Source organism: Microcoleus sp. AT3-D2, from assembly GCF_036705715.1.
Taxonomy (GTDB): Bacteria; Cyanobacteriota; Cyanobacteriia; order Cyanobacteriales; family Microcoleaceae; genus Microcoleus.
The window spans coordinates 1-13,680 of sequence record NZ_JAUBVE010000081.1; the positions used below are offsets into that span (position 1 = coordinate 1).

Annotated in this window: 11 protein-coding genes; 7 read left to right on the forward strand and 4 right to left on the reverse strand. The window is 43.7% G+C overall.

What is annotated here, in order from left to right:
• Positions 1-273: 273 nt before the first annotated feature.
• Complete coding sequence (locus QUB44_RS25585) at positions 274-996, reverse strand: restriction endonuclease subunit R (RefSeq protein ID WP_445299926.1); 723 nt, start codon at positions 994-996, stop codon at positions 274-276.
• Between the two features lie 252 nt (positions 997-1,248).
• Between QUB44_RS25585 and pds the strand changes: the two genes are divergently transcribed.
• Positions 1,249-2,622 (forward strand): 15-cis-phytoene desaturase, encoded by a 1,374-nt coding sequence (gene pds / locus QUB44_RS25590; protein WP_333371918.1) that lies wholly within the window; start codon positions 1,249-1,251, stop codon positions 2,620-2,622.
• Positions 2,623-2,714: 92 nt separating this feature from the next.
• Positions 2,715-3,644, forward strand: a complete 930-nt coding sequence (gene crtB / locus QUB44_RS25595; RefSeq protein WP_333160051.1) for a 15-cis-phytoene synthase CrtB — start codon at positions 2,715-2,717, stop codon at positions 3,642-3,644.
• Positions 3,645-3,798: 154 nt separating this feature from the next.
• Here crtB and QUB44_RS25600 read toward each other — a convergent pair whose 3' ends face one another.
• Both QUB44_RS25600 and QUB44_RS25605 read right to left on the reverse strand, forming a co-directional pair.
• Complete coding sequence (locus QUB44_RS25600; protein WP_333371920.1) at positions 3,799-4,299, reverse strand: hypothetical protein; 501 nt, start codon at positions 4,297-4,299, stop codon at positions 3,799-3,801.
• A gap of 262 nt (positions 4,300-4,561) precedes the next feature.
• Positions 4,562-7,285, reverse strand: coding sequence for a valine--tRNA ligase (locus QUB44_RS25605; protein WP_333371922.1), 2,724 nt, complete (start codon positions 7,283-7,285; stop codon positions 4,562-4,564).
• 326 nt (positions 7,286-7,611) lie between these two features.
• Between QUB44_RS25605 and QUB44_RS25610 the strand changes: the two genes are divergently transcribed.
• Complete coding sequence (locus tag QUB44_RS25610; protein WP_333371924.1) at positions 7,612-7,989, forward strand: GxxExxY protein; 378 nt, start codon at positions 7,612-7,614, stop codon at positions 7,987-7,989.
• Between the two features lie 71 nt (positions 7,990-8,060).
• Here the strand turns inward: QUB44_RS25610 and QUB44_RS25615 are convergent, their stop codons facing one another.
• Positions 8,061-9,713 (reverse strand): FAD-dependent oxidoreductase, encoded by a 1,653-nt coding sequence (locus QUB44_RS25615; RefSeq protein ID WP_333371926.1) that lies wholly within the window; start codon positions 9,711-9,713, stop codon positions 8,061-8,063.
• Between the two features lie 208 nt (positions 9,714-9,921).
• Between QUB44_RS25615 and QUB44_RS25620 the strand changes: the two genes are divergently transcribed.
• From QUB44_RS25620 to QUB44_RS25635, 4 genes are all read left to right on the forward strand, one after another.
• Complete coding sequence (locus tag QUB44_RS25620) at positions 9,922-10,149, forward strand: hypothetical protein (protein WP_333339721.1); 228 nt, start codon at positions 9,922-9,924, stop codon at positions 10,147-10,149.
• Positions 10,149-10,550 carry a type II toxin-antitoxin system VapC family toxin gene (locus tag QUB44_RS25625; RefSeq protein ID WP_333371928.1) on the forward strand — a complete coding sequence of 134 codons (402 nt, stop codon included), beginning with the start codon at positions 10,149-10,151 and terminating at the stop codon, positions 10,548-10,550. Before QUB44_RS25620 ends, QUB44_RS25625 begins: the two co-directional genes overlap by 1 nt.
• 198 nt (positions 10,551-10,748) lie before the next feature.
• On the forward strand, positions 10,749-12,392 hold the full coding sequence (locus QUB44_RS25630) for an AAA family ATPase (protein WP_333371930.1): 1,644 nt from the start codon (positions 10,749-10,751) through the stop codon (positions 12,390-12,392).
• Between the two features lie 56 nt (positions 12,393-12,448).
• Positions 12,449-13,645 (forward strand): 5-methylcytosine restriction system specificity protein McrC, encoded by a 1,197-nt coding sequence (locus QUB44_RS25635; protein ID WP_333371932.1) that lies wholly within the window; start codon positions 12,449-12,451, stop codon positions 13,643-13,645.
• The last annotated feature ends 35 nt before the right edge of the window (positions 13,646-13,680 follow it).

Consider the following 13,680-nt stretch of genomic DNA (forward strand, 5'->3'; position numbering starts at 1 on the left):
TGTTGCTAATAGATTATTTGAATCCATTGAAAAACTAGAATCACTGTTACATAAACTGTTAAATGAAGGAGGACTAATTATGAAATGGAACCGAAAAATAAACAATAAAGGTAACGCGAGTTAATGCAGTTTAGATGTCGAACAGCTTAGCGGCACTGCGAACAATTGTTTAAATAATACTGGAGATTCTAATTAGTTCATTGTTGATTTTTTATTTAAGCGAAGTACAACCGCGTCTCTGAGCGATCGCCCCCAGAAGAGGGCGATCGCTTTCTAAACTGTATTGCCAACATTCAACTGACCGAGGCGCTTCAAAATACTCAGCACACTGTACAAATCATTCCCCGGATTGAAAAGGTAAAACTTCCGAGAAAAAGCGTACTGTGCTTTTTCCCGCTTAACTAATTTGACAAATAGAAAATCGGCCCCATTCATTAACAATCCGTAAGTAGGTCGATCGGCACTCAGATTCTCTAACATATAAGCCAGTAACTGCGGTATGCCTACTTCCAAAGAAAACGCAGCCTTCTTCGATTCGATAACTACTACCCAAAACTCCTGAAACAAAGCCAAAACATCCAACTGTCCACTGACAATCAGTCCTTCATCTTCGTCCACAATTTCTACAGATTTTTCGGAAGTAACATGAAAAGGAGCCAGATAAAAATCTGCTAAATCCAAAAAAGGAGACAGCACAACCATTTTGACTGTATTTTCTAGAAGTGGCGGATGTTTGAGCAAATTCCTGTAACTTGCCTTCACTCTGTCCAGCCGCTGTTTTTCATAATCGCTGATTTCTGGCAAATCATCTTGCCACTCGCGAAAGAATTGGTCATCCTCAACCCACTCAATTTTGAAGTGGGTTTCCAAATCGTTCAGTGCGACATTTCTAGCTTGAATTGTTTGCACCATAAATTTAACTAATTTATTGAAATTTTCCTCATAATTGATGATAGCAAAAAGTCCTAAATTTCCGTTAATACTGAGGTATTGCATCTTTCGGAACAGTCCTTTGACAATCAAGCAATTTGCTCAGGGGCCCCCGGATCGCGGATGGGGAGCCAGAAAAAAGCTCTGCGTCGTCCTCACAAGCCCCCGGATTGTGGCTGTGGGAGCGATCTAAAATCTAAAATCTCAAAATCTAAAAGCTAAAATCCCCTCACATCCACCAGCCCCAGTTCCCAAAAAATGTAACGAGTTGTAAAGTATAATTAAACCGAAGCGAACACAGAGGCCAAGTAGTATCAAATGCGAGTTGCGATCGCCGGAGCAGGCTTAGCAGGACTTTCCTGCGCTAAATATCTTACCGACGCGGGCCACACCCCCATCCTCCTAGAAAGTCGGGACGTACTCGGCGGCAAAGTCGCCGCTTGGAAAGATGCAGACGGCGACTGGTATGAAACCGGCCTCCACATCTTCTTCGGTGCATACCCGAATATGCTCCAACTCTTCAAAGAACTTGACATTGAAGACAGGCTGCAATGGAAACAGCACAGCATGATTTTCAACCAGCCAAACAACCCCGGAACTTATTCGCGGTTTGACTTTCCCGATCTTCCGGCCCCGTTCAACGGCGTCGCAGCCATCCTGGGCAACAACGATATGCTCACCTGGCCCGAAAAAATCCGCTTTGGTATAGGTTTGATTCCGGCCATGCTTCAGGGTCAAAACTATGTCGAAGAAATGGACAAATACTCGTTTTCCGACTGGCTCAAAAAGCAAAACGTCCCCCCCAGAGTCGAAAAAGAAGTATTCATCGCCATGTCCAAGGCGCTCAACTTCATCGACCCCCACGAAATATCTGCAACCATACTGCTGACAGCCCTCAACCGCTTCTTGCAAGAGAAAAACGGCTCGAAAATGGCCTTTTTAGACGGTTCCCCCACAGAAAGGTTGTGTCAGCCGATGGTAGACTACATAACTGAGCGCGGCGGTGAAGTACGGCTGAATGCACCCATCAAAGAGTTTTTGCTCAATGATGACAACACGGTGCGCGGCTTCCAAATTGGGGGAGTAAAAGGGGCAGAGTCAGAAATTCTGACCGCCGATATTTACGTTTCCGCGATACCGGTTGACCCGCTCAAGTTGATGATGCCGAAACCTTGGGGCGAAATGAATTATTTCAAACAGCTCGAAGGCTTGGAGGGAGTACCCGTCATTAATGTACACTTGTGGTTCGATCGCAAGCTAACTGAAATCGACCATTTGCTGTTCTCGCGATCGCCCCTGCTGAGCGTCTACGCCGACATGAGCAACACCTGCCGCGAATATGCCAACCCAGACAAATCCATGCTGGAACTGGTTTTAGCACCGGCCAAAGACTGGATAGGCAAATCTGACGAAGATATCGTCGCAGCGACAATGGTCGAGTTAGAAAAACTCTTTCCCGATCAAATCCCAGAACCAGCCAAACTGCTCAAATATCACGTAGTCAAAACCCCACGTTCCGTCTACAAAGCCACTCCCGGACGCCAGCAGTGCCGTCCCACACAAACAACTCCCATTAGCAATTTCTATCTAACGGGGGATTATACAATGCAGCGTTATCTTGCGAGTATGGAAGGTGCCGTGCTTTCTGGTAAGCTGACAGCGCAGGCTATTTCGACGGCCAATAACAAATGAAAAATTAAGAATTTTTCATAAAGACGTAAAAGAATCTCCCGTTTTCTAAACGGGGGAATGTCAGTTCTAATCTTTAAATTTCTTATTCTCGGATGCTGCAACTGTCAAAACTCCAGTGCATGAGAACTCTGGCTTCTGTGGATGACTCTTACGAACTGTGCCGCCAAGTCACGGCGAGTTATGCCAAAAATTTTTATTTAGGCACTCAACTCATGCCCGAAGCGAAGCGTCGGGCGATTTGGGCGATTTACGTCTGGTGCCGCCGCACCGACGAACTCGTAGACGGGCCGGGTTCTGATGCAACGACCCCTGAAACCCTCAATCTCTGGGAAAAACGCCTAGAATCTGTGTTTGCCGGCCATCCTCACGACGACTACGACGTAGCGTTGGTGGATACGCTGTCTCGTTTCCCGATCGACATTGGGCCGTTTCGAGAGATGATTGCGGGCCAGCAAATGGACTTGTACCGCAGCCGCTACGAAACTTTTGAAGAGCTCAATCTTTACTGTTATCGAGTAGCGGGTACTGTAGGGCTGATGTCGATGTCTGTCATGGGCGTAGGCGAATCGAGCTCCGCTGCTAACTGGAATTGGCACTGGGGGAATAGAATTCCCAAAGAAGAAGCCATCTCCCTCGGTATTGCCAAGCAGTTGACTAATATTCTGCGCGATGTCGGAGAAGACGCCCGCCGCGGCCGCATTTACATTCCCTTAGAAGACTTAGCCTTGTTTAACTACACCGAAGAAGATTTATTCAACGGTGTAATTGACAACCGCTGGCGGGAATTGATGCGGTTTCAAATTCAGCGAGCTCGCAAATTATACGCCAGCGCCGAGCCAGGAATAAAAGTGCTCAGTCCCGATATTCGCTGGACTGTTTGGGCGGCTACAATGCTGTACAGCAGAATCTTAAATGCGATCGAACGCAATCAGTACGATGTTTTCCAGAAGCGGGCTTACGTTACCAATTCTCAGAAACTGCTGTGTCTCCCCGCTGCTTGGCTGAAGTCAAAAGTGCTTTAACCGCAGGCAATTTTGCTGGCGATTCGGCAACGGGTAAGGGGTATTTGTCAAGTTACAAATTATATGATGTCCAGCAAATTGCATATTAGGTTTGTAGGGACGCGCTAGTGCCGTGTCCCTAAGTTTGGTGTGTTAATTTAAGTCAAATTATAAGTCAAATTAGTGGAGTAGCGGGCGGAATAGGCAATTGGGCGATCGAACTTTCCAACAATTGCTTTTCCTGCTGGAGTTTTGCTTCTAAATTTTGAATTTGTTCTCGGCGGGCTTCAACTTCAATCAAGCGGCGAGACAATTCTTGACTTTGCAAAGTGAGAGATTGCCGCCAATCTTCTGCTTTCAGGGCTTCTTGCTGCAAAAAATCGGGAGTAAAGCCTGTTGTTAAATATTTCTCAACTAATTGTAGTATCCACTTTGTAGCTGCTTGAATATTTACAACCTGGTTATTTTCGCCAATATCTGCTAATACTAAAATTCCTTCATTTAAAACATTAGTTGCAGAGTTAATTTGATTTTGATGAAAATCTTTCGGTAATGTCAAGAAACTTTCTTCACTAAGAATAGCCCAAGTATCATCAGAATTTTGGCAAGCCAGCAATTGCAGGGCGGGTTCGCCTAAGTTTTCCTGATTTGGTCGTACTTGCGCTAAATATAACATGAGGGTTATTGGTTATTGGTTATTTGTTATTGGTTATTGGTTATTTGTTATTTGTTATTTGTATATCTCGCTTCTAGCCGAGTATCGATTCCCCTAAATCCCCCTTAACAAGGGGGATTTTGAGCCCTCTTGTCCCCCCCTTAATAAGGGGGGTTAGGGGGGATCTAGACTTCGATAAAAACAAAAGAGACGGTCTGTTTAACGTGTTTGTTGTCACTAATGGGCACAGCCTGGGAACAAGATTACAGTCCACAGTCAACTATTAAAACAACTTTAGCCGATCGCGCAACATCTCCGCTTGTTTTTCGGCTTCCGCCAAAGCATCCCTCGCCCCCTGAACCACATCAGGAGTAGCCTTATCCACAAACTTCTGATTAGTCAAGCGCGCCGCAGTATGCTTAATTTCAGCTTCCACCTTGCTCAACTTCTTCTCTAACTTAGCACGCAAAGCCGCCAAATCCACCACCCCAGCCAGGGGAATCAATACTTGCACAGTACCGACAACCCCAGCAATTGTCTGTCCCAAATCTGCATCCAAACTAGCCGTAACTGTCAGATTTTCGACTTTTGCCAAATCCTGAATGTAAACACCTCCATCTGAGATTATTTGGCGTTCTTTCTCGCTTTCGCTTTGCAAAATCGCCGTCACCTTCACACTGGGTTTGATATCCGAATCGGCCCGCAAATTGCGAATAGTGCGAATTGTGCCGAACAACAACTCAAACTGCTGTTCCAAATCAGCATCAATTAGCGAGATATCAGCTTCTGGATAAGCTTGCAAAGCCAAACATTCACCATCACCTGTTTGAGTCAGAGTGTGCCAAATTTCCTCAGTAATGTGTGGCATAAAAGGATGCAGCAGTTTCAGAATCCCTTCCAACACAAAAGCAAAAGTTTGCTGTGCCACTTTCTTAGAATTTGGTTCAGCATCCTGTTGCAAGCGAGACTTGACTAACTCAATATACCAGTCACAGAAATCGCCCCAAATAAACTCATAAAGTCCCTTCGCCGCTTCCCCCAAACCGTAATTTTCCAAAGAATTGTGGCTTTGTTGCACAACTTGATTGTAGCGAGAAAGAATCCAGCGATCGCACAATTCCAAACCACCTTCCACAGAAGGGCTTCCCAATTGCTGCGGCGTTTGTCCCTCCAAATTCATCATCACAAACCGGGCCGCATTCCACAACTTATTCGTGAAATTCCGGGAAGCTTCCACTGATTTCGATTCATCAGTTTTGCGATCGTACTCCATGCGAATATTTTGACCTGCCCCTACCACTTCCTTAACCAAAGTGTAGCGCAAAGCATCAGTACCGTACTTACCAATCAACAGCAGCGGATCGATACCGTTATTTTTACTCTTAGACATTTTCTGACCGTTTTCATCCAACACCAAACCGTGAATGTAAACAGTATCAAAAGGCATCTTTTCAGTAAAATGTCCTGCCATCATCGTCATTCTAGCAACCCAGAAAAAGATGATATCAAAACCTGTAACCAAAGTAGTAGTCGGATAGTAAAAATCCAAATCTTTAGTTTCGTCCGGCCATCCCAAAGTTGAGAAAGGCCACAACCCAGACGAAAACCAAGTATCCAATACATCTGGATCTCTTGCTAACTGCACGTCATTACCAAATTTAGCAGTTGCTTTTTCCCTAGCTTCAGCTTCAGTTTTTGCCACCACAAACGGCGTCGTGTCAGTAATTTCTCCTTGGGTTTCGCTAACAGCATACCAAGCCGGGATTTGGTGTCCCCACCACAATTGGCGGGAGATACACCAATCCTTCAGCTTCACCAACCAATCCCGATAAACTTTTGTCCATCTGTCAGGAACAAAGACTGGTGAGTTACTTTGATCTAATGCTTCTAAAGCGCGTTGAGAAAGAGGATCGATCTTCACAAACCATTGCGTAGATATCAAAGGTTCGACCGCAACTTTGCCACGTTCGCTGAAAGGAACAGTATGCTTATAATCTTCTATTTTAACCAAAACCCCGTCATTTTCTAACCGCTGCACCACATTCTTTCTGGCAACAAATCGGTCTTGTCCCTGGAACTCTCCGGCATTTTCATTTAAAGTGCCGTCCTTATTCATAATGTTAATAAACGGCAAATTGTGACGTTTACCCATCTCGAAGTCATTCGGATCGTGGGCAGGTGTCACCTTAACACAGCCAGTTCCGAAAGTCGGATCGACAAACTCATCAGCAATGATTGGAATTTCGCGATTGACGATCGGCAAAGTCACAGTTTTACCGATAAGATGTTTGTAGCGATCGTCCTGTGGATTTACCGCCACCGCAGTATCGCCCAACATCGTTTCCGGCCGAGTCGTCGCCACCTCCAAATAACCAGAACCGTCCGTCAAAGGATAGCGGAAATGCCACAAATGGCCGTCAACTTCCTGCTGGTCTACCTCCAAATCCGACACAGCAGACTGACTAGCCGGACACCAATTCACCAAGTAATTGCCGCGATAAATCAGCCCCTCATCGTACAGGCGGACAAACGCTTCTAAAACCGCAGCGGATAAGCCTTCATCCATCGTAAAGCGTTCACGCGACCAATCAACAGACACGCCCAAACTGCGTAATTGATTAGTAATAGTATTGCCCGATTCCGCTTTCCACTCCCAGGCCCGTTCCAAAAATTTTTCTCGGCCTAAATCGTGGCGAGTTTTGCCTTCTGCTTTGAGTTGCTTTTCGAGAATAGTTTGAACTGCGATGCTAGCATGATCCGTTCCCGGCAACCACAGGGTATTGCGTCCAGTCATGCGGTGATAGCGGACGAGGACATCAATCAGCGTCTCTTCAAAAGCGTGTCCCATGTGGAGGCTGCCGGTGACGTTGGGCGGCGGAATAACTACGCAGTAAGGTTCGCCGCCGGCTTCTGGGTCAGCTTTGAAGGTTTGGTTGTCTTCCCAGTATTTTTGCCATTTGGCTTCGGTGGCTTGGGGGTCGTATTGGGGGGGTAGGTTTGCGGTCATTGGCGAGAGGGTGCAGGTTTTATATATAAGATTGTGCCACAGCGGGGGGAAGAGAAGAGGTTTGAACCGCAGAGGGCGCAGAGGGCGCAGAGGGAAGAGTGTTGCGAGGGTTTTGGATGTCGTAAAAAAACCTTTTATCCCTCCCCTCTCTGCGCTCTCTGTGTTCTCTGCGGTAAAATCCTCTTAATATCTATTCACGTCTTTACAATCCACTCCATTAAGAGAAGAGTTTTGAACCGCAGAGGGCGCAGAGGGCGCAGAGGGAAGAGTGTTGCGAGGGTTTTGGGTTATGATTTTGATATGGGTTTGAGAAGAGGAGAGGGGAGTTGGCAGAGGATCTTAATGAGTTGACTTATGCTGTGATTGGGGCGGCGATGGAGGTTCATAAGGAGTTGGGGCCGGGGTTTTTGGAAGCGGTATATGAGAATTCGTTGCGTGAAGAACTCTCGCGCCGGGGAATTCCTTTTCAACCTCAACCTACAGTAAATGTAACTTATAAAGGTGTTGTGGTTGGGGAAGGCAGATACGATATGCTGGTTGCTAACACTCTGTTAGTTGAATTAAAGTCAGTCCAAACTATACTTCCTATCCATGAGGCTCAAGTTATCTCCTACCTCAAAATGACTGGTTATCCTCTAGCCCTTCTCATCAACTTCAATGTCCGCTTTTTAAAAGAAGGAATCCGCCGCCTCATCCTCTCCTAAAAAACCCTCTCATCCCTCTCCTCTCTGCGCCCTCTGCGTCCTCTGCGGTTCATTTCTCTTAATATCTTTAATTATTTCACCTCTTTATAATCCACCCCATAACTCGTATCTCTCCCCGACAAATACGTAGTTTTTCCCGTTAAAGTCTCCAGAGTTTTTTTCGTTTCAGCCGAAGTAATCGAATTCAGCGGCACGCCGAACTTGGTAGCCAAACCAGCGGCCACGCCCACACCTTGTCCTTGATAAATATTCACCGTCGCAATTCGCCCGACGGATACAGCCATACCGACATAACCGGACGATCGCCCGACAATAGCTAAATTATTCACTTTGCTAGCCAAAGCGCTTTCTATCCCGAAATTATACACTGGCAGCGGCGGAATTCTCGTAGATAAATGCTTGACTCCGCCCCGCATATCGAAATCGTAGGAAAAACTGCCGATCGACTTGGACGCTGCTGTTCCCCCTTTGATAATCTCCTTCCCCGTCAGCGGATCTACCACCTCGCGAACGTTCAAACTTTGCCTGATATAAATCTCGTCTGGAATAAATACTCTCACATCTTTACCCGACTTCTTTTGTAGCCAGTGTTGGAGATGTGACATTTCTTTAATCATCTCAGGAGTCGGTTTTCTGCCGTTAGCTTCCATCTTCATGATTTGGTCAACTTGGTATTTAAACAGAAACCCGTTCCAAGACAGCACATTTTTGTTATAAACGCAGACATTGCCTTTATCAAAAAAGAATCCTTTATTTTGACTAAAGGGCAGATTTCTGTCTATGTGATACGCTGCTCCTATAGCTACACTTCTGATGTCGTAGCCGTCAGTATATGGCTGATAAATCGTACTCCAGAAATTCCTCATCCAGAATTTTGTACTAGCCGGATCTTTAGATTTCATAATGCTTTCTTTAATCTTTTTTACCAAAGGCCTGTTGTAAAGAATTTCATCTTCTATTCTGCGGAATTCGGACATCGTTATACCTGTAATTGTCGGAACTACAGAGACTGCTAAAGTTTCATTTTTGGATTTTATATTTTGAGATTGATATCCTGTATAATAAGATAATCCGGCTTTTCTGGCTAATTCCGCGTCTTGAGTTACGTCTATAAAAGAGTTGGCTTTAATTCTTAAGGTGCTGCCTTTTACTTCGGCATATTCGATTTTTTTATCTACGACGTGGGGAGTAAGAGTTGAGTTGGAAATAACTCTGACTTTTGCTGCAGAAAGCATTTGTCTGAGAGCTTGATCTGCCCTTTTTGGGTCTAAGCAAGATTCCCGCGCATTCGCTTTATCTAAGAATTCCTTAAAACATTGGGCGTAGGGTTGGCGGTGCCAATTGGGGATTTTATCTAAATCGATGTAAGCTAAACCGCCGCGGGTGAGTAAGCCGCCCAAAGGATCTCTTCCGTAGTTCGATCGCACGATCGCAACTTTGCCCTTTGGGCCTAAAGTTTTCTTCGCCCATATCGCCGCACATATCCCCGGTACTTCATCACCATATACTACTACATCAAACTTTTGCTCCGGTGATTTTTTGGGAGGTACCGGAGGCGGGCTGCTGGATTTTTGCTGCAGAGTTCCAGCGTCTAAGGTAGCACTTGCTGGGTCTCTATTTGCGATATAATTTTCTATTTCTCTGAACGGCGGGTAATTACGTAAAAGTTCTAGGGCGGCAAAGATGATTGCAATTGAAGCTAATTTCTTAAAAGTAGAGAGCATTCAGTTGACTCGTTTATAAATTTGCATTACCTGAAAGCGCAGTTCAGGGTTTACGGAATTGAATATAGCACGTTTAGATTGTTTCGACACAGTTTTAACTTTTCCGGGAACCGTGGTAAACGAATCTTCTCAACCCAAACCTGGTGATGCTGTCCTTGGCAGCCAAAATGCTACAATTACACCAATCACAAATTGAAACATAAAAAACATGACTTTTGAGGCGGTTTTAAATCTTGTTAAGCACTTGTCTCTAGCCGAAAAGTTACGATTGATTAAGTGGATTGTTCCTGAAATAGAACGAGAATTAGTTGTGGGGCAGACTCCCCGCAAATCATTGTGGGGTTTATGTGCTGACTTGGGAATTGCACCTTCTGCCGCTGATATAGATGAAGTTCGTAGCGAAGAATGGGCGAATTTCCCAAGGGAGGATTTCTAATGCTGCGTGCTGTAGCTGATACTCATGCTGTGATCTGGTATATCTTTGCCGATGCACGACTTTCGGTGACTGCTAGAACGACAATAGAAGAGATAGCGGCCGAGGGAAATCAGGTGGCTTTTTCATCAATTACATTAGCAGAAATTGTCTATCTGAGCGAGAGAGGGCGGATTAATTCAACTACTCTCGATCTATTATTGAGAGAAGTTGAGAGCGATGATGCCTTATTGGTTGAAATTCCTTTCGATCGCAATATAGCTTTGACTTTAAGGCAAGTTGACCGATCGCAAATTCCCGATTTGCCCGATCGCATTATTGCTGCTACTGCTTTGTATCTTAATGTACCCGTTATTAGTCGCGATCGCCGGATTCAATTATCTAGTATAGACACAATTTGGTAAATCTGAGTCACTCGGCGCAAGTTTAAATTTTCCGGGAACTGTTGTTAGCGGTTTTGCCTGTGTTACTGGTTTGGCAGGGCAATTGATGAGGGTAAGGATGGTGGGTGCGATCGCATCTCAGATATCTGGTGTCGGGAAGGGCGATCGGCTAGAATAATTTAAGAACAACAATTGAGTCACCTTAAACATACAGAAAAAATGGAAAAAGTTTTTGTACATCCTGAATGTCCTTTTTCAGCAGACACATTTAACTTATTGGCACAATTTTATACTACAGAAGATGAAAGCTCAGATTTTTACATAGCACACAAAAAAGATTTCTTAAAATATGTAGAAGAACCCTTAAAGTATGTTTCAATTCAGGTGGAAGAGATGTTACCAGATTTTATAAAAAAACATATAAATATCAAGTGGGAAAGACTTGGTTCTATCATTAGAACAGACTTTTGCCAATCAATAGCTTACAGTGTAGCTTTTGGGTTTGAAGATATCAATTCTCTCGATGAAGCTCAGTTAATGCTAAGATTTGACAGCCAAAATTTAACTTTTGGTTTTTCTGCAAAAAGTGACTATGTTGATTGCATAATAGAAAATTATCAATGTAATTATCTAGATAAACCAGGTGTAATCGAAATGCTTAAACGTTACGAGCTTCCCAATCAACATCATTGCTATTTAACTCAGCAAATAATTAGTGTTAATTCCATTTGGCCGGAATCGCGTAGCATAATCATGAAACCTCAAAAATGTATTTATGAATTATTGGAAAGTATTATTTCTTTAGCCCAACAACCACCGGAAGTTAAAAGACATAAAATTACTAATATTCAGGTCGCTATCTCACTTGAATCAGAACAAGTATTAGGATATTCTGCTAAACAGTTAATTCAAATAATAGCGCAAACTTTTAAAAAAATATTTCCCTTGTTTTTATGTTGCAATCTGTATGATAATGAGTTACCTCTGCTTATCAGTCAATATTTTTCAGTATATACAAAAGAATTTAATCGATTCTATCATAGCCTCGAAGAAATTTCTTATTTTACGGGTTTTCAAATATCTGAACTAAACCGCTGGATACGCACCATTAACCGCAAGCAACAAGCCATAATCCAAGGCCCGCCCGGAACCGGAAAAACCTTCCTTGCTCAAAAACTAGCCCAATACTTAATCGGTGGCGGTGACGGCTTTTCAGACATTATTCAATTTCATCCCGCTTATACTTATGAAGACTTTATTCAAGGCATCCGGCCGCAGAGTCAAGATGGGGAATTAACTTATCCCATAGTTCCCGGCAGATTCCTCGAATTTTGCACAAAAGCTGAGTCTTGTCAAGACACTTGCGTTCTAATTATTGATGAAATTAACCGTGCAAATTTATCTCAGGTGTTTGGAGAGTTAATGTATTTGCTTGATGACCGTGATCGCACCGTTAAATTAGCCAGTGGCGAAGAATTTATAATCCCTACAAATGTCCGCATTATCGGCACAATGAATACAGCAGACCGTTCTATTGCCTTAGTCGATAACGCACTCCGTCGCCGCTTCGCATTCATTCCCGTTTATCCCAATTATGAAGTCCTGCGACAGTATCACCAGAGAGAGGAAACAGGTTTCCCCGTTAATAAATTAACTAGCATTCTAGAAGATGTCAATCGCGCAATTAACAACAAACACTATGAATTAGGCATCTCCTTCTTTTTGACGAAAACCTTAGCTGAAGATATCCAAGATATTTGGCAAATGGAAATTGAGCCATACCTCGAAGAATACTTCTTTGATAACCTGGAAAAAATGGATGAGTTTCTCTGGGATAATATCAAGACAAAATTGGGCTATTGACAATCTAACGCCGTCATTAACGCCAATACCGTGGCGTTACTGCATCCACCACAATTATGAAACCAGAATCCAGACGAATTATCGAACTTACAGAATATCAATTAGCAATTTTTGAACAAGACTCAATCCCCGAATCAGTAGGACAGAAAATATACCATAATTATGCCAAGGAAATCGAGATAGAATTTCCCAACTTTAAAACAAAATATCAATGGCACTTAAAATCTAAAGGCAGAGTTGGCAACATTCCCATCACTCCAGAATTTCACATCGCCATCCGCCCCAAGGTTCCCATAAACAACCTCTTCGGAATGCTTGACTATGCCTACAACCTTAAGATAAAATTTCCCCAAGGATCGATTCAGTGCCAATCATTAGAACAAAGTTACGAGAAATTAGCTAACATTCTTGCCCATAAAATCCTAGAACGCTGTCGCAAAGGATTATATCGCGATTACTTATCCAAAACAGAAAGACTCGCCTACATTCGCGGCCGCGTAGATTTGCGGTCAGCCCTACAAAAACCTTGGGATGTTAAACTAAAATGCCACTATAACGAACAAACAGGCGACATCGAAGATAATCAAATTCTGGCTTGGACACTCTTCATAATTGGCCGCAGCGGTTTGTGCGGTGAATCTGTTTCATCCACTGTGCGAAAAGCCTTTCACGCACTCCAAGGATTTGTTACATTAAAACCTTTTAAATCAGAAGCTTGTATTGATAGAAATTATCACCGTTTGAATGAAGATTATCAACTTTTACACGCCTTATGTCGATTTTTTTTAGATAACACAGGGCCGAGTCACGAAACAGGCGATCGCGAAATGCTCCCTTTTCTCATAGACATGGCTAATTTATATGAACAATTTGTCGCTGAATGGCTCAAAGCAAATACATCAAAAGCCTTTGAGGTCGAACCCCAACACCGAGTTGAACATGACACAAATTATTTCGATAAGATTGACTTAATTATACGCGATAGTCAAACAAAAAAAGTCCAATACGTCCTCGATACAAAATACAAAGCTCCCGATAAAGTAGCCAATAATGACATTCATCAAATAGTTGCTTACGCCAATGCCTTAAAGTGCCAAAATGCAATTCTCATCTACCCGCAAAACCTCAAACAGCCACTAGATATAAAAAATGACGATATCCGAGTTCGCAGTCTAACTTTTTCCCTAGATAGCGACCTCAATGAAGCCGGAAAAACCTTCTTAACCTCTCTACTTCCACACACCCTCCCCTAACTCTTCTCTGCGCCCTCTGCGCCCTCTGCGGTTCA